Raw genomic sequence first — 24910 nt, 5'->3', positions numbered from 1 at the left:
TGTTAAAGTGTAGGGTTGATTTATAATCCAAAGAAATCTTAGATCAGAGAGTAGAATTGATTTCCGCCCCAGCCGGACGCTTTCCGTGGGGTGAGCGATAAGCCATAACCCGTCGCTAACGCGCGCGGTTGTGATGTCTTATCTGTCTCACTCATCCCACTGGAGTCGCCGTCTGTCGCTCCAATCAATAAATGGGAACAGCTTTAGCATTGATAATGAACTAATAAATTTACTCGCATAAACAAAGCTAAAAAACTGTCACCAACCCCATTTTCGTCATCTATTTATGTTCTTAATAGCCATTTGAAAGTTCAATTGTTTATGTTTACAGTCACTATAAAAAAAGAATTGTTAGTCAAAATCAACTAGTAACTTTAACGAAGCTAAAAATTTTAACCTCATACCATTATGATTTTGATTATTGCGTTTTATTTCTTTTATTTGTATATTAAGAATGGAGGTGATTATCATATTAACAGCCCTAACAAAGGACGGCGAAATCTTCATACCAGCTCATTATTCAAGAGACAGTTTAAAAATGATGAGACAAAATGTCTATAATTGTGCTGAATGTAAAGAAACGCTTATTTTAAAAGTCGGCAACATCAAAATTCCTCATTTTGCTCATCAACATAATACCGTTTGTGCACAGTCATTTTCAGAAGGGGAAAGTGAAGATCATCTGAGAGGGAAAATTCAACTGTACGATTTTTTGCAAAGTAAAAAAGTACCTTGTAATTTGGAACCATTTATTTTAGATATTAAGCAAAGGCCGGATATTTTAATCTTTACAGACAATATAAAGGTTGCACTGGAGTATCAGTGTAGTAAAATACCCACTAGCATCATACGAAAGCGTAATAAAGGCTATATGCAGGTCCATATCAAACCACTTTGGGTTTTAAAAACCCCTAACCCACTGGATTTTCCCCTTCAGCAAATTGGTTCCATGAAGATTTCTGCTTTTCAAACAGAACTTTTATATCATAGTATGAATGGTAAAGTTCTAATCACGTACTGTCCTCAAACCAAATCCTTTTCCTATATTTCTAATCTCCTTTATCTATATTCCAATCATTTTATCGTAAAAATTAATAGGCTTCCCATTACTATGCAAACATGGCCCTTAGCTATGGTTAAAACAATTACTGAGCACGAGTTTCAGACTTATTTAAAACTCTACCAAGATAAGAGAATGAAACGTTTAAAAAATTTATATCTATATAACCGTAAAGGTATTCAATCTTCCTTTTTACAGGTGTGCTATAAGTGGAGAATAAATCCTATAAATCTTCCTTTATTTATTGGGGTACCGTCTTGTGGGGCTGATGCGTTTGATGAGCATGCCTGTGAATGGCAGCTGCAGTGGATCGATTTTTTACTAGGCAATAGTCTGATGTTAGACACGATTACCGACCAACACTATCGCTATTTCTTACTGGTTCATCGTTGGAAGGATCCCAATCGATTAGTAATGCGGATAAAGGCTTTAAAAGCGTATGTAGCGATTCTCTTGGAATGCTTAGATATACCGGAACAACTTCACCTAGAGAGTACATGCAACTATACCAAAATGCATAAATTACTTTATAACCAATTCCTTGCAAAAGGAGCTGAAAATTGAGAAAATAGAATTGGTTCGTAGTTCGAAACAATAGGAGGAGAGAGTATTTTGACAGCAGATACAAAAAATAAAATCTTAACAAGAAGTGAAGTAGATGAACGTCTTACTTGGAAGTTGGAGGATATATTTTCTACTGAAGCGGATTGGGAAAAAGAATTTAAGGAAGTAGCGGAGTTAGCTAAAAAAGCCTCTTCTTATCAAGGAACAATAAGTTCTGGACCAGAAGCATTATTAGAAGTTTTAACATATCGTGACGAGCTAACTAGCCGATTACGTAAGCTATATACTTATGCTCATATGCGTAATGATCAAGACACTTCAAATAGTAAATACCAGGCTTTAGATAGCCGTATAAAGTCTTTATACGTAAAAGTTTCCACAGAGCTTTCGTTTTTAGTACCAGAGATATTGTCTTTAGATGAAACGGTACTAGGAAATTATCTAAAAGAAAACAACGACCTTCAAGTATATAAACAAATGCTAGAAGAGATAAACAAAGAACGTCCACATGTACTTCCAAAAGAGCAAGAGGCACTACTTGCTCAGTTTTCTGAAGTGACCGGGGCATCAGCGGATACTTTCGGTAAGTTAAACAATGCAGATTTGGAATTCCCTTTCATTAAGGATGAGAATGGCAATGAAGTACAACTTACACATGGTCGCTATAGTAGATTTTTAGAAAGTGAAGATCGACGAGTGCGTGAGGATGCATTTAAGGGTATGTACGAAACCTATGGTAAATTTAAAAATACATTTGCGTCTACTTTGAGTGGGAATATCAAAGCAGATAATGTTAATGCAAAGATCAGAAACTATTCTTCTGCTAGAGAAGCTGCTTTGTCAGCTAACCACATCCCTGAATCTGTTTATGATAACTTAGTGGAAACGGTTAACAAAAATGTACATTTACTTCATCGATATGTCAGCCTTCGTAAAAAAGTTCTTGGTGTAGACGAGCTACATATGTATGATTTGTACACACCGTTAGTAAAAGAATTGAAAATGGAGTATACGTACGACGAGGCTTGCGCAGTGATGTTGGAGAGCTTTAAGCCTTTAGGTGAGGAATACGTTTCAATTGTTAAAAAAGGTCTTGAAAGCCGCTGGGTAGATGTTGTGGAAACGAAAGGAAAGCGTTCTGGTGCCTATTCATCTGGTACTTATGGAACTAATCCTTATATTTTAATGAACTGGCAAGATAACGTAAATAACTTATTTACGCTTACTCATGAGTTTGGACATAGTATTCATAGCTATTATACTAGAGAAAACCAACCGTATGTGTATGGGGACTATTCTATTTTCGTTGCAGAGGTAGCGTCAACATGTAACGAGGCTTTGTTAAATGATCATTTACTAAAAACAATAGAAGATCCTAAGAAACGCATTTATTTACTAAACCATTGGCTTGAAGGATTTAGAGGGACAGTATTTAGACAAACCATGTTTGCGGAGTTTGAGCATATCATTCATCAACTAGACCAAGACGGAGAAGCATTAACAGCTGATAAGTTTACTGAAGTGTATTACGAGCTAAACAAGAAATATTTTGGTGACGATATTGTTATAGATGAGCAAATTGGTTTAGAATGGTCTAGAATTCCTCACTTCTATTACAATTACTATGTATATCAATATGCAACTGGCCTAAGTGCCGCTACTGCACTGAGCAATCAAATCTTGTCTGAAGGACAGCCAGCGGTTGACCGTTATATTAATGAGTTCCTTAAAGCTGGTTGCTCAGATTATCCAATCGAAGTTTTGAAAAAAGCTGGAGTAGATATGAACACAGCTTCTCCAATTGAAGAGGCTTGTAAAGTATTTGAAGAAAAACTAAATGAATTAGAGCAGTTACTGAGCTAATTAGTAAAAGCCACCTCTTAATAAAAGAGGTGGCTTTTACTTTAGAATAGAAATTATAAATTCTGGGATAATGTTTGACGAATTTGTGAAAGTGAAGTACAAGGAGTTGTTTTTATTACTGGAGCATGCTAAAGTAAGAGTGTGAAATAAATCACAAGATAACATACACCCCTTTGTTTGAACGTGAACATTTCTCCCATCCCCTTTGTAAAAAACCCTTTCCTAATTGAGGAAAGGGTTTTTTCTTTTGGCTATGGTAAAGTTATCGGTCAATTTTGACTAAACTTTTCTTTTTTATACCGACTGTAAATTAAACGACTATTAAAAATATAAATTGATTATGAAGTGTGGCTGGAGTGATTTTTCCGGCTTTATTTATGCAAGTAATTTATTAAATAGGGCTTTTTTAACTGGAGTGCCAGACGGCGACTCCAGTGGGATGTATGATCGCTTATCGCTCGCCCCTAGGAAAGGTGGTCTTGGTGCGAAAATCAATTCTACTTCCCGATTTAGAATTTTTTATGCATCATAGATATCAAGCCCGGCCTTTTCTTCATATAAAATCTAAAGCAGTATATGGCAGTGGCTATGGCTCGTTAAACGAGGGGAAAAGCCCCTTTATTACATAATAAAAGGCTGTAAACAAGTGTTTACAGCCGATGAATAATCTATTTATCTATTTTTTAAACGCCAAACTACTAGATTTGGAAGTACAACTCTTTCAACCTCTTGACGCAATAAAAGCTTTTTTAATTCATAATCAGCTTGTTGCATCGTTAAACCGTAGTAATCAGCTATTTCCTTAGTAGTCAATGAATGAAATCGATTTAATAATTTATCAAGTCCGGGTGGATCTTGTCTTTTGGGAGAAGTATTTAACATCTCCTGTAAAATTTGTACATATATATCATAAGGATAAGTGCCAGAAATTTTGATGCCTTCATCTTCAATATTTTCATTAAAAAATACAACCGTTGGGAACGTATCAACTTCCATTTCACAAGTGATGGATAAATCACTTTGGAAGGAGCGTAAACATTCCTGAGACTGGAAGTCACGTGTAAATTCCTCTACATCAATTTTCGCTTCATGTGCAAGCTCTTGTAATACCGAAAAAGAAGTTACATTTTTTGTTTGAAGGAATAGATATTCCTGTATTTTATTAAAAAAACGAAGTCCAGCTTTTTTTCCTTGAAATTCAGCTGCTTTTACTGCAATAGAAGGCAATACAGAATGCTGAATATATGGATAGTTGATATCATCTTCAACTGTTCCTTTGGATAAAACGCAGGCAGTATTTAAATTGTTTAGTCTTGTACTAAGCACTGTTCGAATAGTAAAGTACTGCCCATACTCCACTTGTAATTTTCTAATAATCGGTTGCAAATCCCAACAAGCAGAACAAAGCGGATCTAAAAACATATACATTTCAAGTGGCTTGTTTGTAATAGGAGCATTGATCGGCTCAACAGGAATTTGTATTCTTGTCACATCTTTTCCTCCTCATGACTCATTTGATTGACCATGTGGTTGGCAGTAAGTACAAGTCTTCTATATAAATCATGACGCACCTTTCCATCAAGTTCGACTTCGTCCATTGCATCTGACATACAGCTGAGCCAAGCTTCTGCACGTTCTGGTGTGATAGAGAAAGGGTTATGGCGCATCTTTAGCATGGGATGGCCATGTTCTTCCGAATATATGTTTGGTCCCCCAAGGTATTGGGTTAAAAATTGTTTTTGTTTACGCGCTGTTTCCGTTAAATCTTCAGGAAATATTGGCTTTAGCTTTGGATGTTTTGCTACTTTGCTATAAAACGTATCAACAAGGAGTGATAATTTATCTGCACCTATCTCGTCATATGGTAAAATCGGCTTCTGGGTCATAGTTGTTTACTCCTTTGCTTTAGCACTAAATACATTTTAGCAATCAAATACGAATATCTCAAACAATTAGACTGTAATCAGAAACAATATAGAAAAAACGACCAATTTTGGCGGTCGTTTATACGTCAAGCTAAGAAATTATTTAGAACTTTTTTCACATAATTTTCTGTTTCCTTATAGGGAGGAATTCCGTCGAATTTTTTAACTGATCCTGGTCCGGCATTATAAGCGGCTAGCGCTTTTTCTATATTACCATCAAATTGCTCTAACATCTGTTTCAGGTATTTTGTTCCACCCATGATGTTTTGCTCTGGATCCAGAATGTTTTGTACACCTAAATACTTAGCAGTGCCTGGCATAAGTTGCATTAAGCCAGATGCCCCAGCAGAGCTAATTGCACTAGGATTAAAATTCGACTCTTGTTTGATGACAGAAGAAATTAATTTTGCTGGCACATTATATGCGTCAGAAGCTTTGTTTATGATTTCTTCTATTGATGAGGGGTTACCTACAGAAACTTTCATAGACTGGTAGGAATTATTTATACCGTTTTCGGGTATATAAACAGGTGAGTCACCACTATAGAAAAGGGAATCGAAAGTAGTTGTGGGACCCCCAATAGATGTTTCTTGTAGAACCTGTCCAAGCATTTCTGAAAAAAGGGAAGAAGCGTTGTTAGTTTGAGAACTTTGGACACTTCCCAATGTTTGCATAGCATTAATATCCATTAACGTTTTTAGTGACTTTATATCTATAAAGCATCAACCTTTCAAAGAATTCATAGCCTTTACAAGACGTGCAATCTTTTTATCGGTCGAACGAAGGGGGATTTGATGTTTTTTCAATAATTCATAAAAGAATTTTTGCCCTTTTTCGACATCTTTACTTTCATATTCTACCTCATAATCTTCAGTATGACTATATGAGGAGTGGTCTAAGAAAAGTATGCCTTCCTCCAGCTTCAATTGAGCACGATTAGTCTCTATACTACCAAAGCAAGAAAGGGATTTAGAAGCAATCAGCTCATCAATGAAAGCGATAGAAGGAAAAATTGCTTGGTTAATGATTAAATCTCTTTGCTCATCCGTTACTAAAATTGTTTGCTCATTCATCACGTGCTTTTTTACTGGTGATTTTAGGGTAAGTTCATTTCGATCTTCCAACACTCTTAAGCGAAAGCCCATATGATTATTTTTAAAATATTGGTCAGGTGTATCAAAATAATAGTTTATTTGACTTTGAAAATGCTTAGGCTCGATATGGAAAAAGTCTGTCAAACTCATGAATTCTTCTTTCGTTAATAAGTTTTTAAATTCAATCTCTTGTTCAGATAACATAGTCTCACACCTTTCATATTATTTCATTATAGACGGTTTCCAATGAGTTTCAATATGTTAAAATAGTTACAGAATAGACAGAAGGGAACGATGTGTTTTGCCTATTACATTTCAAGTACAAAGTGGCGTGCAACTAGAAAATGATATTCGGTTTACTTTAGAGGATGTGCCTAAAGGGTTAAATATAAAAGCTGGCGGACAAATGATTACAGATTCTGATTCTTTAGCTTTCGTATATTTATTAGAAGGAGATAGCGAATATCACTATCTTAAATTTGGTCAGGATGTATGGCCATTACTAGTTAATACTTTAAAAGCTACCGAGGATCCTACTTTACAAATTGGAGACCAAAGAATCGTTTTAGTGAAATTTAAAGAAGAGTTAGAAATGCTAATTTTCAATATAGAAGGAAATGATAACTACGGAGTAGAGTTTGCTCAAGCCGTTGAAAATGCTTTTAAAGAAATTTTAAACGTATAATAAGTGTTCAAAGTGGAGGTTTAGTAGTATGGGCCAATGGGAACGTTTTTTAGAGCCGTATAAGCAGGCAGTTGATGAGTTAAAAGTTAAAATGAAAGGTATGCGGACTCAATTTGATATTGAGAATACTAACTCCCCTATTGAATTTGTAACTGGTCGGGTTAAACCACTGGCGAGTATATATGATAAGTCATTAGAAAAGGGAATCGTTTTTGAACCTTCTGCAACACTTGCAAGAGAAATTCCGGACATCGCAGGGCTGCGAATGATGTGTCAATTCGTAGATGATATAGAAACCGTCATCCAATTACTTCGTAGTAGAAAAGATATGACCATTATTGAAGAAAGAGATTATGTTAGTCATAAAAAGCAGAGTGGCTATCGATCCTTTCATGTCATCATTGAATACCCTGTACAGACAATTCATGGAGAGGTAAACATATTAGCGGAAATTCAAATTCGAACATTAGCAATGAATTTTTGGGCCTCCATAGAGCATTCGTTAAATTATAAATATAAAGGCGTGTTTCCAGAAGAAATTAAAACCAGGCTGCAATACGCTGCAGAAGCAGCATTTCGTTTAGATGAAGAGATGTCACTTATTCGAGGTGAGATTCAGGAAGCACAAAAATATTTTAGTGAGAACAAGGAACTATCCCCACCTCACATAAAAGAAGAAAAAATATAAAAGAGAGGCCGTGGTACAATGAATTTCTTTATACAGTCTCGAAATGATGAACTATCCAATCAATTAATGGAAACTGCTAAAATGTACCTTACAGATTTTGGACTAACTTTAAACGAAGAGAATCCTGATATCGTTCTTTCCATCGGTGGTGACGGTACATTATTGCATGCTTTTCATAAGTACAAGCATATGACCGATTCTGTTGCATTTGTTGGTATTCACACAGGGCATCTTGGTTTTTATGCGGATTGGAAACCTTCAGAAATAGAAAAACTAGTTATTAGTATTGCCAAGAAAGAATTTAAAGTTATCGAATATCCATTACTGGAGGTTACGATTAATTATAAGCATGGAGAGGATAGCTCTGTTTATTTGGCATTAAACGAATCTACTGTGAAATCTCCAGACGTTACGCTTGTAATGGATGTGGAGCTAAATGGGAGCTTGTTTGAGAGGTTTAGAGGAGATGGTTTATGTATGTCGACTCCATCCGGAAGTACTGCGTACAATAAAGCGCTAGGGGGAGCAATAGTACATCCTTCTTTAGAGGCTATGCAGCTAGCTGAAATTGCTTCGATTAATAATCGTGTGTTCCGTACGGTTGGTTCTTCTTTAGTGTTGCCTAAGCATCATACTTGTTTACTAAGACCAGTTAACGGTCCAGATTTTATGGTTACTGTCGATCATCTACACTTGCTACATAAGGATGTTGCATCCATTGAATATAAGGTTGCAGAAGAAAAAGTTCGTTTTGCTAGATTCCGTGCCTTTCCTTTTTGGACTAGAGTGCATGACAGCTTTATAGATAGTGATTTAAAATAATGACGGAAAATAAAATACAGCTTTCTTTCAAGGTGGATAAATCACTTCTACTAAGAGAAGCAATTAGCGAATATGGCATATCCAAAAAGGCCCTTACTAGTATTAAGTTTGAAGGCGGTCAAATTATAGTAAATGGGGAAGAAAAAACGGTGAGACATATACTTGAAAAGGGTGACATTGTTACGATTGTGTTTCCTAAAGAGAAAAAAAGCGAAGGCTTAATAGCCGAGGAAATGTCCTTTCCTATATTATTTGAGGATGAACATTTACTTGTTATATCTAAAAAAGATGGGATAAGTACAATTCCTTCTCGTGAACATCCTACGGGAACAATAGCAAATGGGATTGCTGGTTACCTTGAAAAGAATTCATCTGTTTCCACCGTACATATCGTGACTAGGCTAGACAAGGATACGTCTGGCATAGTCTGTATTGCAAAGCATCGTCATGCTCATCACTTAATGAGTGAAATGCAAAAGGCTGGATCTATTTTTAGAACCTATGAGGCAATTGTTCATGGCAGTGTAGAACAAGATTCTTTCCTTATCGATGCCCCAATAGGCCGAAAGGATACCAGTATAATTGAGAGAAGGATTGACCCAGATGGTAAGCAAGCTAAAACGTTTGTAGAAGTAATCAAGAGATTTACTGTTAATGGTGAAAATTTAACGCATGTTAGGTTAAAGCTTTTTACCGGTAGAACTCACCAAATAAGAGTACATATGATGTCAGTGGGACACCCATTGATAGGTGACGATCTGTATGGAGGAAGTTTGGATATAATGTCTCGCCAGGCATTACATGCTAAGCAACTAAAATTGGTGCATCCATTTACAAAACAAGCTTTAACGATAGAAGATGAATATCCTATGGATATGGCATCTGTTTTAGAAAAAGCTACAATAGAAAAAAGAATAAATAAACTCAAAATAAATAATGAATGAAAACAAGGGGGTGAATCAAATCGCTACCCTTGTTTCATTTTGATAAGTAGTGCTCATCTTGTTCTAACGTCGATACAGAGTAACTTTATACTTGTACTAATGTAGGGTTAAGTAGGGAATTCTTTTACATTTAGTTTTAGTATGATTTCCCGGGGAATAATATATTGATGTAACTTTTTTACCAAATAAAGAAAGCAGTTGCTTAATAAAAATAGTGGTTTTACAATAGTAAAGGATAAATGCCGAGGGGAGGGAAAGATATGAGAGAAGAAAAGATGGATTTATTAGAATTAGAAGAATCAAATTTAATTCATTTTTTACTTGCAGATTCGATGGATGAATTTAGAGAAATTTTTATGGAGCTACATCCATACGATCAATCATTATTTTTTGAGAAGGTAGAGCCAGAGCTGCGACAGAAAATCTTTCATTATCTTTCTCCAAAAGAGATGGCAGAGCTTTTTGAAGCAAACAAGTTTGATGAAGAACTATATGAATTTTACTTAAAAGAAATGGATACGACATACGCAGCTGATATGCTTTCCTATATGTTTGCTGATAACGCAGTAGACGTCTTAAACGAACTTGAGGATGCCCAGGTTGCTAGCTACTTAAATATCATGGATAAGGAATCTGCTCAGGAAATAAAAGATTTGCTACATTACGAGGAATATACTGCTGGGTCTATTATGACTACAGAATATGTAGCAATTCCAGAAAACTCTACCTGTCGTTCTGCAATGACCATTTTAAGAAATGCAGCTCCTGATGCAGAGACCATTTATTATTTATTTGTAGTAGACGAAGCCCATCGACTTTCTGGAGTAATATCCTTAAGGGATTTAATAGTAGCAGATGAAGATACCCTGATAAAGGATATTATGAATGAACGTGTTGTTAGTGTGCTAGTAAACGAGGACCAAGAAGAGGTTGCTCGAATGATCAAGGATTATAATTTTTTAGCGGTTCCTGTTCTAGATTTTGAGAACCACTTACTAGGAATTGTAACAGTAGATGATATTATCGATGTATTGGATGAAGAAGCTTCTGATGATTATTCTAAGCTTGCGGCGGTTTCTGACATGGATACTTTTGATAAGGGGCCATTTTCTGCTGCAAGAAAAAGATTGCCATGGCTAGTTATACTTCTTTTCTTAGGTATGATGACAGCAAATCTTATGAGTATTTTCGAGCAAACACTAGATAAGGTAGCTCTGCTTGCTGTGTTTATTCCTTTAATTGCTGGGATGGCTGGTAACAGTGGAACTCAAGCTCTCGCTGTAGCAGTTCGAGGAATTGCAACAGGTGATATTGAAGAACAAAGTAAAACAAAACTATTATTTCGTGAGGCGGGAACAGGTTTAATAACAGGATTAATATGTGGCTTACTAGTTATTGGAGTCATTTACTTCTGGAAACAGGACCTGTTGATTGGAATGCTTGTAGGAGCAGCGATTTTTGGCTCTATATTTTTTGCAACGCTTGGAGGATCTTTTATACCCTTACTTATTCATAGATTGAAAATCGATCCTGCTGTAGCTTCAGGGCCTTTTATAACGACTATTAATGACCTAGTTAGTATTTTAATTTATTTGGGCTTAGCAACGCTGTTTATATCATCTTTATAAATTCACCAATCCAATCTTTTTGGCATAAAGTAAAGGAAAAAAGGATGTGCCTATGAGCTCTTTAAATGATCCTATACTTTATATATCCGGTCCCCCTGTTTTTCATCTACCTCCACAGTTACGCGCCAGGGAGGAAGTAGAAATAGTAGTAGATGAGACAATTATAGAAGAGGAAAGTACTTCTATTTATGAGATAAAAAATACAGTGTCAACAAAAAACAGTGCTATTTTTGAAAAGCTGAAATTCTTAGCTAAGCCATTTCAACGGAAAGTATATCGTCCATTAAGTTTTCATATGGCCGATGGAAGTATTATTCAAGGTGAAGTGCAAGAAGTGACCGATGAGCAGGTAATATTTAGTATCAATGACGAGAGCTTAGAGACGTATCCAGTCCATCAAGTAAAGAAAATATTTTGGCGTGGAAGTATATTGAAATAGTTTAAGGCTACCTTATAGAGGTAGCTTTTTTTGTTGTATTCTACCATAAAAGTATTCGATAAATGTTGGATTTCTGTTTTTCATTGGGAGCAGTTGTCACTGACAAGTGCGTTTGCTGCTGTTTTCTCAGAGGGTGTTGAATAACCTTTTAGTATTTGCTTTGGTAGTAAAAGTAAGGTGTTTTTTAAACATAAAACTTTGTTAAAGTTATTGGTTGATTTTGCCTAACAATTCTTTTTTATAGTGACTGTAAACATAAACAATTGAACTTTCAAATGGCTATTAAGAACATAAAAAGATGATGAAAATAGGGTTGGTGACAGTTTTTTAGCTTTGTTTATGCGAGTATATTTATTAGCGCTTTTTCGATGCTAAAGCTGTTCCCAATTATTGATTGGAGCGCCAGACGGCGACTCCTACGGGATGGGTGATGGCTTATCGCTCACCCCGAGGAAAGCGTCCGGTTGGGGCGAAAAATCAATTCTACTCTCTGATCTAAGATTTCTTTATATCATAAATCAAACCTACCCTTTAACATAGCCAAACATAAAAAAAACCGTTCGGTGAGTTAGCCGAACGGAAAAGACACTACAATATTGAAAGACGATCAGTCACAAATATCTAAGAATACATCCGCTACACATTGAATCGCACAGAAGCAGCTTAAGTCCACAGTCACACAGTTTGTTGTTGCATCCCAATCATTAACACTACAGAAGCTTCCTAGATCTATATTCTCTCCATCGTCATTTAAGAATGGAACGATAGATGTACCACCTACTGTTGATAATGGTGCTAATACACGTAAAGTTGCACAGCAATTATCAAATACCTCTTCAACTCTGAAGAATATAGAAACATTACATTGTACAAGAGTAGTTCCTGGAGCAGTATATCTAAATAAAGAAGAGAATGGCGTGCCATCCTTATTCAAAAGCATAAATACACGAGTATCTGCACGGTTATTTACTGGACTAACAAGACCTCCTAGTGGTTCTAAAAAACAGCTAGTCGGGCAAGAACCACAATCAGTTACAGCTTGTGCTTGAATATCTGCTATTGCTTGCACAACATCACATACACAGTTTCCAGTCGAAGGACTTGGAGAAGGGTGATGATTTTTTCCACAACCCATTTTGTTTCACCTCCTTTGCTTCTTTCTTTAGTAATTTATGTAAAGGGTTCTAATTGAACAAGGGCAAATAGCTCAGTTCCATTTGTATATTTAAAAAGTCTGCGTGCATACTAACCTAAAAAAAGAGGAGCAAAAAGCCTAATGCGCAAAATAGTGTATATTCTACTGTTGTCTTTATTATTGACGGCTTGTTCTAGCCCTAAAGATCAGGTGTATTCGGACAGAGATACCTCAAAACTTGAGCAAGTCCTTAAGGAGCAGGATAAGATTGCCGGATATCAAAGTGTAATTGATAACAATGATGTTGTTGTAGCGATAGATATCCCGAGGTTCAAACGTTTTCAAAAAGTTAAAATAGAAGATGAAGTAAAAAAAGCGATTGAAAAAGAGTTTCCAGATAAAGAAGTAATTGTTACAGGAGATATAAAAATTAAATGGGAAATTGAAAAGATAGTAGACAAGAAGAAGAAAAATGACGAATTAAAAAAGTCAATTAGTGACATTAAATCCCTATCGAAGGAAGAGACATGATGGATCAAAAACAATATCAAAAAATCGTCGATAAGCAAACTCCTAAGGCCCCATTATTTATGAGCTGTCTTAAAGCATTTCTAGTTGGAGGAATATTTTGTACGGTTGGACAGCTAATTACTTTTTTCTATATACGTTTTTTTCCTTTTACTGAAAAGACTGCGGGTAATCCGACCGTAGCAACGATGATCTTTATCGCCATGATCTTAACAGGGACAGGCTTATATAAAAAAATCTCTCAGTTTGGAGGAGCGGGATCAGCGGTACCTGTTACTGGCTTTGGTAATGCTGTAATTTCAGCGTCAATCGAGCATAAGACAGAGGGGTATGTTTTAGGTGTAGGTGGTAATATGTTTAAGCTTGCAGGATCTGTTATTGTATTTGGTGTACTTTCCGCCTTTTTAGTAGCGTTAATTAAAACTATTTTAGTTAAATTAGGAGTGGTTTCGTGGTAAATACCGGTGGAACGATTTCATTTACACAACGACCTAGTATTGCAAGTGCCGGAGTAATAGCTGGTCCGGTCGAAAAATCAAGTCCATTTGCCGAGGGTTTTGATGAAATACTGGAAACTGAAAAAGAAACAAATGAAACATACGAGCAGGCAGCAAGTCGGTTTATTGAAAAGGCCTGTTCTACGGCAGTAAAAAAAGCACATGAAAAAATGGATAATATTGATTTGCTAATCGGAGGGGACTTAGTAAATCAAATGTCGCCTTCTAACTTTGCTGCAAGAAAGCTTGCTATTCCATATTTCGGTGTTTTTTCTGCATGTGCGAGTTCAATGGAGGCAGTTATCATTGGATCTCTTATGCTAGAGTCTGGAAATGCTAAGAACGTTCTTGCCGGCGCCTCCAGTCATCACCCTTCTGTAGAAAGACAGTTTAGATATCCATTAGAATACGGAGCACAGAAACCAAAAACAGCTCAATGGACAGTAACTGCAGCTGCTTTTGCATTATTACAAAGTAAGGCTAAAAATGCTCCTTATATTACTCATGCTACTATGGGCAGAGTTGTGGATGGCCAGCAATCGGACCCGCTTCATATGGGAGCTGCAATGGCTCCTGCTGCGAGAGATACGATTGAAAGGCATCTGAAAAATACGAATAGCAAAATGACTGACTATGATCTAATTATGACTGGCGATCTTGGAAAAATAGGTCTTTCTATATTAAAAGAAATGTTCCAAGACGAGAATAGTGGAGTTATTTTACAGGATGCCGGTGCCCAATTTTATGGAGACGATCAATTCTTTAATGCAGGTGCGAGCGGTCCAGGTTGCTCCGCCTCTGTATTCTTTAGCCATATTTATAGTCAACTTAAAAAAGGAACGTTTAACCGAGTATTGTTAGTAGCTACAGGGGCTCTATTGTCCCCTTTAACTTATCAACAAGGGGAAACAATCCCTTGTATAGCACATGCCATAGAATGTCGAATGGAGAAGAAGGGATAATATGATATCATCATTAATTACAGCTTTTGTAGTAGGTGGATTAATATGTGTAGTTGGGCAAATCTTAATGGATGCATTTAAGCTTACGCCAGCCCATACGTTAAGTGGATTAGTTGTTACAGGATCGATTCTAGATGGGTTCGGTTTATATGAGCCTCTCATCGATTTTGCTGGAGCAGGTGCAACTATACCAATTACCTCTTTTGGAAACTCATTAACTCATGGAGCGTTGGCCGAAGCAGAGAAGCACGGATTAGTTGGAGTAATAACAGGAATGTTTGAAGTAACTAGTTCAGGTATTAGCGCAGCAATCTTATTTGGTATCATTGGAGCCTTTATATTTCAGAAACGGAAAACCACCTACTAATTAAAATGCCCTACTTCCTCTTACCCCCTTGCATACTATAAGTTGAAAGGAAGGGGGGAAAGATATGTACGGCTATTGTGGTGGCGAAAGCTTTTGCTATGGTGGTGGTTACGGCTATGGCTATGGCGGTGGTTATGATGGTGGAGGATACGGTGGTTTTCAAGGCTCTAACGCATTTGTTCTGCTTGTAGTGTTATTCATTCTTTTAATAATAGTAGGAAGCACCTTTCTCCCTTAACACCTGGATATAAATAATGCGAGGGGGAAAATACATGCAAAATTCTTTTTTTAGAGCGATTGAGAATAAAACTGGCGTATCAATGGATCAGCTTTTTACATTAGCTAACGCTATTTCAAATGCTGATTTTACTGATGAACATCAAGTTAGAAAAATCGTAAGAAAAGTAGGCAGGGTAGCTAACAAACCTGTTTCTAAAGAATTAGAAGATCAGCTGACGAACTCTATCCTCCAAAAAGGAAGTTCCATCAGTTTAACTGATATTGAAAAAATGTTGTAATTTTTTTAAAAAATAGGTTTAAGGTAATTTCAAATGGGGTAAAGAGCATAGAGTTTATAATGGAGGTGGATAAGAATGGGGTATATTATTCCAGTTCAACCTTTGCAGTCACAAATTTATGCTAATCGAATGCAAATGGAAGAATATAATTTTGCTCAAATCAGCAATGTTCAATCAGTTAAAATGAAATCACTTTTTGATAATCACTTAACAAACCTTCAACAAAATGAAGATGTAGAACAAAAAGAAGAAAAGCAATTATCGGGTAATAAGGAACTTTCTAGCTTGCCATTATACAAAGGCTTTATCCAACCTAACCCCGTCAATTTATCACCTATTATTGCAGAAATATCAGGTAAAGGTCATTTTGTAAATACCTATATTTAAGCAAAAAGTAAAACCCGCTAACATACCGTTAGCGGGTTTTGCTTATGTAGGATTATAATTCTTTTTCCATAGCTCGGTGAGGAATATTAGCCTCCAGAAATTCTGGGGACGTAATAGTATACCCTCTTTTTTCATAGAAAGGTAGCGCCTGACTTTGAGCATTAAGCTTTAGCTTTTTAAATTGATGATCCAATGCATATTTCTCCATACAATCCATCATCAAGTTACCTAAATGCTTCCCTCTGTACTTTGGTAAGATACATACTCGCTCTACTTTACCGACATGGGGCTCTGCAATACGGATGCGGCCAGCTCCAAAAGGAGTGTCTCCATCATAGGCTACAAAATGCGTGGATTTCATATCATATTCGTCTAACTCTAAATGTAGAGGAACATCTTGTTCCTCTACGAATACTTTTCTTCTTATATGAATAGCATCCTCATATTCTTTCTCTGTTTCAACAATTTTTGCAAATACCAAGGTTACTCAGCTCCAGACAATCTAAATGTTTCATAGACGGTCCATGAACCGTCTTCTAATTGGTACAACAGGTGAATCCGGTCAATTTCTTCCTCAAACTGTGCACCAATCATTTTTAATTGAGGTAAAATATCGTCGTGTTCACTTCCACTAAGTTTTTGTGCAATAGTAATATGAGGAACAAATGAATACGTTTCATCATCATGAAATTCAATAGCATTTAAATCCTCATGAAGCTTCTCAAGCTCTGGAGTAGATTGAACATTAAAATAGATAGCATTTGTTACAGGTGCAAAAGAACTTACCTTTGTAGTTTTCATAGTAAAAGGCTTATGTTTTTTAGCTATATCATTAATATGGTTAGCTATTGTTTTAATTTGGGCTTCATCTGCCTCAAAAACTCCCTTCAATGTCATATGAGGAGTAATTAGGGCATAATGGGGATCATAACGCTTTCTATAAGAGTTTGCAAAATCTTGTACCTTTTTTGATGGAAAAGCAACAATACCGTATTTCATAATCATGACCTCCTTATAATTATCTTACAATATATTTCTATTATATCAAAAATACCCTACAGACTGAAATTGTTTAGCAGTGATCTTTTAATATCCGGCTGCCAAAGCTTCCATGTATGGTCTCCATTTAATTCGTCGTAAAAGGTAGAAACTCCTTTATTTTTTAGCATAACATGCAGTTGTCGATTAGGTGTAAGGAAATCGGTGAGTAATCCGTCGCCTGTTTTAACTGCCGTTTCTTCATTTCCTATTACTTGATAAATGGAAAAAGCACTTACTTCTTTATGATTTTCCACCTTTTCTAATATTTCTTCATTAACCAAAGGGGAGTGAAGGATGACCTTGCCAAAGGTGTTTGGGTATCTTAGAGCAGTAAGTAAAGAAATTGTTCCTGCCAGTGAATCACCTATTAGAGCTCTCCCCATTCCAATTTGATAAGTGGGATAATTTTCATCAATGTAAGGAACTAGCTCTTGTGCTATAAAACGTGAATACGCAAGCTGCTGCTCTCCCTCTGGATGATATTTACTTCGGCGATCTTTTACATTTTTATAAGGCACGCCCACAATGATTAAGTTTTCTATTTGCCGGTTTTCGTATAACTCATCTGCAATCCGGGATATTCTGCCAAGCTGAAAGTAGTCTTTTCCGTCTGATGCGATTAAAACACTATATTTGTATAATGGTGAATAATTGGGAGGTAAATAAATTAATAACTGGATCTCTTCATCTAAAGCTTTACTGTAAATTGTTGTATCTTGTAATGTGCCTCGATTCATATTTACACCTCGTTGTCATGTTATATAGAAATTGTATCATATACTGGTAAAGAGGTATAATAAGAGGAGTCACGATGAATTTTTTACAATGTTAGATTATAAGGAGGTTATTTTTTTGGAAAATGAATCATTAAGAGTGCATTCGAGAACAGTAGAGCAAGCCACGTTAGATGCCTTAAAACGTAGAGGGGTTACCATCGAAGAGGTTGCTAAAATCGTGTATGAAATGCAGTTTCCTTATAATAAAGGATTAACAATTGAACATTGTATTGAGTCAATCAAGAGTGTCATGAAAAAAAGAGAAATGCAGCATGCCATCTTAGTTGGTATTGAATTAGATGAGCTTGCTGAGAAGAAAATGCTTTCAGCTCCTCTTCAGCAAATTGTAGAAGCAGATGAAGGTTTGTTCGGAGTAGATGAAACAATCGCATTAGGCGCTGTATTTACATACGGAAGTATAGCCGTCACCACGTTTGGGCATCTAGACAAGAATAAAATAGGTATTATATCTAAACTAGATACAAAAAAGGGCGGAAGTATTCATACCTTTTTAGATGATTTAGTTGCAAGTATCGCTGCTAGCGCAGCATCTCGTCTCGCTCACCGAACGAGAGATTTAGAAGAAGCAAATGAAACCTTTGAAGATTTAGCACCAGAAGAAACAGCTCCAGAAACTAAAATTAAAGGTGCAACAACATAATATAATCGTATTAAAGTCTGTGGACAAACTGAAATTGAAGTTTGTTTGCAGTCTTTTTAGTTATTCATATAAATAGAATGATTTTGAGTTTATATGTTATCAATTAACATGACTAGGTACATTATTTCTAAAGTATTGTAAAGAATAAAATATATAAGGCGTTGATCTATCTGCATATTAAAAGGAGGAGAATCATTGGACTCTCCTCCTACATGTTCTAAGTAACTACGATACATTACTAATTCAAAATAAAAATACTGACTTTTAGAAAATAATCTATTCGATTGTTGTCGTCTCGGTTGTAGTAGAGTCACTTTGTTGGAAATATAAAAAAGTTTCCTCTTCTAGTTCATTTTGTAAACGTTCCTTGTTTAAACCTATTGACATTGGTCCTTGAAAAATAGGTTCCCACCATGTTTGAGTTTCAGTCATTATATTTCCTCTCCTTTTTAAAAGCTTTTAAATAATTCATTTGATTTTTATATACCCCAATTTGTTGCTCCATCAAACACTAATTACGAAATTAAAACTTTTCATAAGACAGGACTGGTTAAAGAACGGTTAGAAAGGTTACTTTATAACTCATCCTTTAAAAGTAGTATGCCATTTTTGAATCATTTAATGTACTAGGTAGAAAATCCAATTTCTTTCGTCTACTTGAAAAAAATAGTATGCTTTAGCAAGAAGGTCTTTTAGCACTAAAGAAGTTTTAATACAAAACAAAGTCGATGAGGAGATGATTTATGTGAAATTTAATTCACAGCAGTTGGATATTATGTTAGAGGAGCATCATGCATTTTACTACTCAGGCATAACAAAATCCGCGAAGTTTCGAATCGAACAATTAGAAGTATTGAAAAAAACGATTAAGAAGTATGAAGCTGAAGTAATTGAAGCTCTTTATAAGGACTTAAGAAAAAGTGAGTTTGAGTCATATACGACAGAAATAGGCTTAATATATGAAAGTATTTCAAACATGAATAAAAACCTGGAGCACTGGATGCAGCCTAAACAGGTGAAGACTCCAATGGCCTTAATGCCATCTAAAAGTCAGATTATTAGTGAACCCTATGGAACTGTATTAATTATTGCCCCATTTAACTATCCTTTTCAATTAGTAATGGAACCGTTAATTGGTGCAATTGCTGGCGGTAATTGTGCCATGATTAAACCTTCGGAAACTACTCCTCACACTACTAATATAGTGAAAAAGATTGTTGCAGAGGCATTTCATCCGCATTATATAAGAGTCGTGGAAGGAGAAAAAGAAGAAACTTCCCTTTTAATCCATGCTCCATTTGATTTTATTTTCTTTACAGGTAGTGTAAATGTAGGGAAGGTAGTAATGGAAGCAGCTTCTAAAAGACTCACTCCTATTGCTTTAGAATTAGGTGGGAAAAGCCCGGCTATTGTCGATCATACAGCTAACTTAGATTTAGCCGCTAAACGTATTATTTGGGGTAAATTAGTGAACGCCGGACAAACTTGTATTGCACCTGATTATTTATTAGTAGAAGAGCCGGTAAAAGACAAGCTGATTGAAAAATTACAGGAAGCAATTCATCATTTTTATGGAAAAAATGTACAAGAAAGTACAGACTATGGCAGGATAGTTAATACCAATCACTTTAAACGACTACAAAAAATGATTGTACAAGAAAAGGACCAGATTATTTTTGGTGGAAAATCAGACAAGGAAGATTTATATATAGAGCCGACAATTCTAGATGGTGTACAATTTTCTAGTCCATCTATGCAGGAGGAAATCTTCGGACCAATTTTACCTGTAATCACTTACAAAGAGTTACCTGATATTATTCGTCAGATTAGAAAATTCCCTAAACCTTTAGCTGCCTATATGTTCAGTGAGCATGAGGGAGCTCAAAACTATTTCCTAGAAGAGCTTTCATTTGGTGGCGGTTGTATAAATGATACTATCATGCATGCAGGTAGTGCACATTTACCTTTTGGTGGGGTAGGAAACTCTGGAATGGGTGCATATCATGGACTAGCGAGCTTTGAATTATTTACTCATCAGAAATCTATTGTAAAGAAGAGCACAACTATACCTCTTAATGTAGCATTCCCGCCTTATAAGAACAAAATAAAGCTAGTAAGAAGTTTATTAAAATAATAGTATTTTTTGGAGGTGCGATGATATAAAATTGTCGCACCTTTAGTGCGTTGTAATTAACTAATGTCCAAATGGTGACAATGAATAAACCTATTATATCAATGTAATATTGACATTTTGTATCTTTTTTACTAATATTTGAAGTGAAGCGGTTAGGTTTTTACGATAAATTAAAATTGGAGGACAAATTATGGAGTCCATATTTGGAACAGGTTCCGAAGATTTATTGCTCACAGTAAAAGAAGCTTTACATAAAGAGTCATTGTCAGATATTAACCTTTTGGGAGAAAAACTTGAAGATACATTATACAAAATGAATCTGATGAGCTATGCAGTAAATAAAACAATGATTATAGCTTTAACTAATCGTGCAGGTAAAATATTATATGTAAATGACAAATTTACAGAGATCTCTGGTTACTCTCGTGAAGAATTAATCGGAAAAACTCATCGAATTATTAATTCCTTCACCCACCCGTCTGGTTTTTTTGAAGAATTGTGGAAAACTATTCTTCAAGGTCAAACATGGGTAGGTGAAATATGTAACAAACGGAAAAATGGAGAATTGTATTGGGTAAAGACTTACATTTTGCCTATTAATACAATTGACCAAGGTACATACTTTTTAAGTATTCGAACAGATATAACACCTGAAAAAGAAAATGAGCTACGTTTAAAAACTAATATCATTAATTCCTTTGATACTGTAGTGAGACATGTAAATAACTTAATTTTTAGATTAGATAAAGAGTTGAATTTTACCCTACTAACCGGAAAGATAGCAACAGAGTATTTTTTGGAAAGAGGAATTCCGATGATTCATCCTTCCAATGAACTGTTTGCGGAACAAACATCTCGATCCTTCAGTCAGACGATGGATTATTTTCCTCGAGAAATATCTGATAGATTTAAGGAGAATATTTCTGAGGTCTTTTTAGGGAAGGAAGTTTCATATAAAGAGTGGTTTGGGCCGAAATGTATTCATATCACGATCTCACCTATTGAAAAAGAAGGTGAAATAATGGGCGCAATAGGAATAGGAAATGATATCACGGAAATAGAAAAGACTAGAAAGAAACTATCAGAGCTAGCGTACGAGGATCACTTAACAAATACATACAATACTGCAGCATTAAATAGAGATATCCAGCTTAAGATAAAATTAAAGGAAAAGTTTAGTTTTCTATATATTGATTTAGACAGATTTAAAAATATTAATGACTCATTAGGTCATGTTACAGGAGACCTGCTATTACAAAAGGTTTCTAAAAGAATGAAGAAATTTTATACCAAAGGCGCCAAGATTTATAGGATGGGCGGGGATGAGTTTGTTATCCTTTTGGAGGATGACTATTTTTCTTGTAGAGACTCATTAAGTAATGCCCAACTGTTATTAAAAGAAATTGAAAAGCCTTTTAGCATTCATGAAATGGAGTTATACATTTCATGCTCTATTGGAATTTCCTGCTTTCCGGAACACGGCGATAGCTATAATGCTTTACATAGAGCTGCAGATTTAGCGTTAAATGAATCGAAAGATAAAGGGAAGAGAACAGCAGTCTTGTATACATCTGAATATGAAAAAGGATATATAGATAAATTGTCTTTAGAGAGTGATATTCGAATGGGACTTAAAAAGAACGAATTCTTTCTAGTCTATCAACCGAAATTAAACCTAACTACCAACAAGGTTCAAGGCTATGAAGCTCTCATTAGATGGAATAGAAAGGGGGGAAATATTATTCCTCCGAATGAGTATATTCCATTTGCAGAAGAGACAGGGCTAATTATTCCGATTGGTAGGTATGTTCTTAAGGAAGCATGTAAACAAGCTACACAGTGGTTAAAAGAGGGATTGTCTTTTAGTACAATATCTGTGAATATAAGTCCAGTCGAGTTAGATCAAAATGACTTTACAACCAATGTAAAATATATTCTTCATGAGACTGGGCTTCCACCACATTATCTAGAATTGGAAATTACGGAAAACATTCTAATGAAAAATATAAGCAAGCTGTCTACTATATTGGAGGAATTAAAACAATACGGTGTTCGAATTGCTATGGATGATTTTGGCTCCGGCTTTTCAAATTTCCGTTATTTAAAGGAACTGCCTATTCATACGTTAAAAATAGATCAAGTCTTTATGAATCAGATCATAGAAAAAAGAGACGAAGTAATAGTGTCATCTATTATAAAAATAGGCAAAAGTCTTGGTTTAGAAGTAGTGGCAGAAGGGGTGGAAACAGAGGAAGTCATCCAGTTTTTAAAGCTGCATAATTGTGAAATTGTCCAAGGTTTCTATTATTCCAAGCCTCTTCGTGTGGAGGACGTTCCGAGCTTTAAGCTATTGGCTTCGCAATTATAATATTATATGGGGATCTTTTAATCTTATAAATTGGATGATAACTACCTATTCATTTTTGAAAATTAGCGAAACTACTAAAGCAAAAATACCTTGAGATCCCATTCTCAAGGTATTTTTGATTTAGTAAATGGGGGATGTAAGTATTTGATGCAACGGATATAAAAAGAAGAGACTAATCCGTAGCCTCTATACTTGAAGTGTAAGGTAACTGAATAGTTACTGTAGTTCCTTGTCCTTTTTGGCTTTCAATGGCAATCGTTCCACCATGTTCAGCAATAATTTTTTCGGAAATCATCATTCCAAGGCCTGTCCCGTTAATCTTAGTAGAGAAAAATGGATCGAAAATTTTCTCAACAACCTGTTTTTCCATCCCTACTCCATTGTCTCTAATTTTAATAAGGATGATATCCTGGGGCTCGATGGAACAGCTAATATGGATTTTACCATTGTCAGACATTGCCTCTATCGCATTTTTAACTAGGTTAATAAGTACTTGCTTCATCTGACCTTCCTCACCGTAAAGGTGTATCGGACCTTTTATAATATCAGTAGTCAAAAATATCCCATTCAAGTTAATCTCGGGTTGAAATAAAACGAGAAGGTCATCTAATGTTTGAGTTAAATCATACTTCTTTGGCAATTTTGCGTGTGGCTTTGCTAAAACTAGGAATTCACTAATAATGTAATTGATTCTTTCAATTTCGTTTTCAATTACTTTCGTGTAACGGTAATAGGGCTGGGTAGGGTCCCCATTCATAATCTGCATAAAGCCAGATATAACTGTAATAGGATTTCGAATCTCATGAGCTACTCCAGCAGCCATTTCTCCAGCAACCTTTAGCTTTTCTGATTGTAGTAATAAATTCTCAGTTTCTTTTTTAAAGCTAACGTCCCTACTAATTATAGAAAGAGCAATCAGCTCGTTTTGGTAATCATAAATTGGAGAAACAGTAATTTGGGCATCAAAATAAGTTCCATCTTTTTTTCGATCAGTAGTTTCGAGAAAATGATAGCTGGCCCCTTTTAATACCTCTTGTTTTCTTGTTTCATCTAGCTGATATTGTGGAGACAAAATAGAAACACTTTTTCCTATTACTTCTTCCCTTTTCCAACCATATAAATCCTCAAAAGCAGGATTTACTTCTATTATTTTATTGTCTTTATCAAATACAGTAATACTATCCTTCGCATTGTCAAAAAAAAGCTGTAAATAACTTTCTCTCGAATATTGCTCTTTTCTCATAGAAGTATTTAGTTCAGAAATCTTATTCCAATATTTACGGTCAAAGTATGTATTTAAGATGGAAGTGAAAATAAGTATAGCTAAAAGTAGTATAAAAGCAATTAAATCTTCTGAGGACAAAATATATGTATAGTCATCATTTTTATAATAGATGAGACCAAGAATTTCAATGATAGTTATAAAGAATAATAATATTCTTAGACCAATATTGGAATAGATGACTGCGATGTATATAGGGTAAAGAAAAAATACCATCATTACTACGCTGTCACTGTATATATTCAAGATTAATAGGTAAAGATTAAGTGTTATAAACAAAATATATTGGATGATTGGGTTCTCTGAGTTTACCCAACATAACAACGTTAAGATGAGTAGGAATACTATCCCAGCGTACAGATAAATTAATAGGTCCTTGTTATGTGAAAGTATTGCCAGAATAATATGGCATACGGTAAAACAGGAAAAAATAATGAAAAACAATTTATTTTTATCTTTCGTAGTATTAATATATTCCATTTTTCCCACCTCCTATCAGATTAGATACTTCTTATATTAGCCTATTTAAAGGTATCTGAAAA

General features: G+C 35.4%; 28 protein-coding genes. 18 read left to right on the top strand and 10 right to left on the bottom strand.

Features of this window, described 5'->3' with window-relative positions; translation table 11 throughout:
- Positions 1-454 precede the first annotated feature (454 nt).
- Positions 455-1624: a competence protein CoiA family protein gene (locus MKY09_RS13945; RefSeq protein ID WP_342566910.1), complete on the top strand. Its 1170-nt coding sequence runs from the start codon at positions 455-457 to the stop codon at positions 1622-1624.
- Positions 1625-1672: 48 nt separating this feature from the next.
- Complete coding sequence (gene pepF / locus MKY09_RS13940) at positions 1673-3487, top strand: oligoendopeptidase F (RefSeq protein WP_169361195.1); 1815 nt, start codon at positions 1673-1675, stop codon at positions 3485-3487.
- Between the two features lie 672 nt (positions 3488-4159).
- On the opposite strand, the gene MKY09_RS13935 is transcribed toward pepF, so the two are convergent.
- The 4 genes from MKY09_RS13935 to MKY09_RS13920 form a co-directional block, all read right to left on the bottom strand.
- Complete coding sequence (locus tag MKY09_RS13935) at positions 4160-4978, bottom strand: ClpXP adapter SpxH family protein (RefSeq protein ID WP_342566909.1); 819 nt, start codon at positions 4976-4978, stop codon at positions 4160-4162.
- Positions 4975-5373, bottom strand: a complete 399-nt coding sequence (locus tag MKY09_RS13930) for a globin (RefSeq protein WP_169358857.1) — start codon at positions 5371-5373, stop codon at positions 4975-4977. The genes MKY09_RS13935 and MKY09_RS13930 overlap by 4 nt, the downstream gene beginning before the upstream one ends.
- A gap of 125 nt (positions 5374-5498) precedes the next feature.
- The gene (locus MKY09_RS13925) at positions 5499-6086 is read right to left on the bottom strand and encodes a lytic transglycosylase domain-containing protein (protein WP_240949626.1); all 588 of its coding nucleotides are present in this window, start codon (positions 6084-6086) and stop codon (positions 5499-5501) included.
- Between the two features lie 48 nt (positions 6087-6134).
- The gene (locus tag MKY09_RS13920) at positions 6135-6710 is read right to left on the bottom strand and encodes a CYTH domain-containing protein (RefSeq protein WP_169358859.1); all 576 of its coding nucleotides are present in this window, start codon (positions 6708-6710) and stop codon (positions 6135-6137) included.
- 97 nt (positions 6711-6807) lie between these two features.
- On the opposite strand from MKY09_RS13920, the gene MKY09_RS13915 reads away from it, so the two are divergent.
- The 6 genes from MKY09_RS13915 (at position 6808) to MKY09_RS13890 (ending at position 11712) form a co-directional block, all read left to right on the top strand.
- Entirely contained in the window at positions 6808-7191 is a 384-nt protein-coding gene (locus tag MKY09_RS13915) for a hypothetical protein (RefSeq protein WP_342566908.1), read from the top strand.
- A gap of 28 nt (positions 7192-7219) precedes the next feature.
- Positions 7220-7879: a GTP pyrophosphokinase family protein gene (locus MKY09_RS13910; protein ID WP_342566907.1), complete on the top strand. Its 660-nt coding sequence runs from the start codon at positions 7220-7222 to the stop codon at positions 7877-7879.
- An 18-nt stretch (positions 7880-7897) separates the two neighbouring features.
- Positions 7898-8701 (top strand): NAD kinase, encoded by an 804-nt coding sequence (locus tag MKY09_RS13905; RefSeq protein ID WP_340884562.1) that lies wholly within the window; start codon positions 7898-7900, stop codon positions 8699-8701.
- Positions 8701-9645: an RluA family pseudouridine synthase gene (locus MKY09_RS13900; RefSeq protein WP_342566906.1), complete on the top strand. Its 945-nt coding sequence runs from the start codon at positions 8701-8703 to the stop codon at positions 9643-9645. The genes MKY09_RS13905 and MKY09_RS13900 overlap by 1 nt, the downstream gene beginning before the upstream one ends.
- A gap of 260 nt (positions 9646-9905) precedes the next feature.
- Complete coding sequence (gene mgtE, locus MKY09_RS13895) at positions 9906-11273, top strand: magnesium transporter (protein WP_169358863.1); 1368 nt, start codon at positions 9906-9908, stop codon at positions 11271-11273.
- A 52-nt stretch (positions 11274-11325) separates the two neighbouring features.
- The gene (locus MKY09_RS13890; protein WP_342566905.1) at positions 11326-11712 is read left to right on the top strand and encodes a hypothetical protein; all 387 of its coding nucleotides are present in this window, start codon (positions 11326-11328) and stop codon (positions 11710-11712) included.
- 607 nt (positions 11713-12319) lie between these two features.
- Here the strand turns inward: MKY09_RS13890 and MKY09_RS13885 are convergent.
- A complete protein-coding gene (locus MKY09_RS13885; protein WP_342566904.1) occupies positions 12320-12847 on the bottom strand; it encodes a CotY/CotZ family spore coat protein in 528 nt (175 codons plus the stop codon).
- A 141-nt stretch (positions 12848-12988) separates the two neighbouring features.
- On the opposite strand from MKY09_RS13885, the gene MKY09_RS13880 reads away from it, so the two are divergent.
- The 7 genes from MKY09_RS13880 to MKY09_RS13850 all read left to right on the top strand — a co-directional run bounded on the left by MKY09_RS13880 (position 12989) and on the right by MKY09_RS13850 (position 16106).
- On the top strand, positions 12989-13378 hold the full coding sequence (locus tag MKY09_RS13880) for a YhcN/YlaJ family sporulation lipoprotein (RefSeq protein WP_342566903.1): 390 nt from the start codon (positions 12989-12991) through the stop codon (positions 13376-13378).
- Complete coding sequence (spoVAC, locus tag MKY09_RS13875) at positions 13378-13833, top strand: stage V sporulation protein AC (RefSeq protein ID WP_342568252.1); 456 nt, start codon at positions 13378-13380, stop codon at positions 13831-13833. The genes MKY09_RS13880 and spoVAC overlap by 1 nt, the downstream gene beginning before the upstream one ends.
- Positions 13827-14834, top strand: a complete 1008-nt coding sequence (locus MKY09_RS13870; protein ID WP_342566902.1) for a stage V sporulation protein AD — start codon at positions 13827-13829, stop codon at positions 14832-14834. Before spoVAC ends, MKY09_RS13870 begins: the two co-directional genes overlap by 7 nt.
- Position 14835: 1 nt before the next feature.
- Entirely contained in the window at positions 14836-15201 is a 366-nt protein-coding gene (gene spoVAE, locus MKY09_RS13865) for a stage V sporulation protein AE (RefSeq protein ID WP_298469861.1), read from the top strand.
- 64 nt (positions 15202-15265) lie between these two features.
- A complete protein-coding gene (locus MKY09_RS13860; protein WP_169358869.1) occupies positions 15266-15439 on the top strand; it encodes a YjcZ family sporulation protein in 174 nt (57 codons plus the stop codon).
- Positions 15440-15473: 34 nt separating this feature from the next.
- Positions 15474-15719 carry a stage VI sporulation protein F gene (locus tag MKY09_RS13855; RefSeq protein ID WP_169358870.1) on the top strand — a complete coding sequence of 82 codons (246 nt, stop codon included), beginning with the start codon at positions 15474-15476 and terminating at the stop codon, positions 15717-15719.
- Between the two features lie 75 nt (positions 15720-15794).
- Positions 15795-16106, top strand: a complete 312-nt coding sequence (locus MKY09_RS13850) for a hypothetical protein (protein WP_169358871.1) — start codon at positions 15795-15797, stop codon at positions 16104-16106.
- 52 nt (positions 16107-16158) lie between these two features.
- Here MKY09_RS13850 and MKY09_RS13845 read toward each other — a convergent pair whose 3' ends face one another.
- The 3 genes from MKY09_RS13845 to MKY09_RS13835 are packed head-to-tail and all read right to left on the bottom strand — an operon-like array spanning position 16159 to position 17884.
- Positions 16159-16587, bottom strand: a complete 429-nt coding sequence (locus MKY09_RS13845) for a GNAT family N-acetyltransferase (protein WP_342566901.1) — start codon at positions 16585-16587, stop codon at positions 16159-16161.
- 2 nt (positions 16588-16589) lie between these two features.
- Positions 16590-17105 carry a YjcG family protein gene (locus tag MKY09_RS13840; protein WP_342566900.1) on the bottom strand — a complete coding sequence of 172 codons (516 nt, stop codon included), beginning with the start codon at positions 17103-17105 and terminating at the stop codon, positions 16590-16592.
- Between the two features lie 56 nt (positions 17106-17161).
- A complete protein-coding gene (locus tag MKY09_RS13835; RefSeq protein ID WP_342566899.1) occupies positions 17162-17884 on the bottom strand; it encodes an alpha/beta hydrolase-fold protein in 723 nt (240 codons plus the stop codon).
- 115 nt (positions 17885-17999) lie between these two features.
- On the opposite strand from MKY09_RS13835, the gene MKY09_RS13830 reads away from it, so the two are divergent.
- Complete coding sequence (locus MKY09_RS13830) at positions 18000-18584, top strand: phosphatidylglycerophosphatase A (RefSeq protein ID WP_342566898.1); 585 nt, start codon at positions 18000-18002, stop codon at positions 18582-18584.
- 276 nt (positions 18585-18860) lie between these two features.
- On the opposite strand, the gene MKY09_RS13825 is transcribed toward MKY09_RS13830, so the two are convergent.
- Entirely contained in the window at positions 18861-19016 is a 156-nt protein-coding gene (locus MKY09_RS13825) for a hypothetical protein (protein ID WP_251556058.1), read from the bottom strand.
- Positions 19017-19329: 313 nt separating this feature from the next.
- On the opposite strand from MKY09_RS13825, the gene MKY09_RS13820 reads away from it, so the two are divergent.
- Together MKY09_RS13820 and MKY09_RS13815 are read left to right on the top strand one after the other, a co-directional pair.
- Positions 19330-20718 carry an aldehyde dehydrogenase gene (locus MKY09_RS13820; RefSeq protein WP_342566897.1) on the top strand — a complete coding sequence of 463 codons (1389 nt, stop codon included), beginning with the start codon at positions 19330-19332 and terminating at the stop codon, positions 20716-20718.
- A gap of 190 nt (positions 20719-20908) precedes the next feature.
- On the top strand, positions 20909-23086 hold the full coding sequence (locus tag MKY09_RS13815; RefSeq protein ID WP_342566896.1) for an EAL domain-containing protein: 2178 nt from the start codon (positions 20909-20911) through the stop codon (positions 23084-23086).
- Between the two features lie 172 nt (positions 23087-23258).
- Here MKY09_RS13815 and MKY09_RS13810 read toward each other — a convergent pair whose 3' ends face one another.
- Positions 23259-24848, bottom strand: coding sequence for an ATP-binding protein (locus tag MKY09_RS13810; protein WP_342566895.1), 1590 nt, complete (start codon positions 24846-24848; stop codon positions 23259-23261).
- Positions 24849-24910: the final 62 nt, after the last annotated feature.

Origin of the sequence: Psychrobacillus sp. FSL K6-4046 (genome assembly GCF_038624605.1) — a bacterium.
Classification (GTDB): domain Bacteria; phylum Bacillota; class Bacilli; order Bacillales_A; family Planococcaceae; genus Psychrobacillus.
This window is presented reverse-complemented; position numbering and strand designations above follow the sequence as displayed.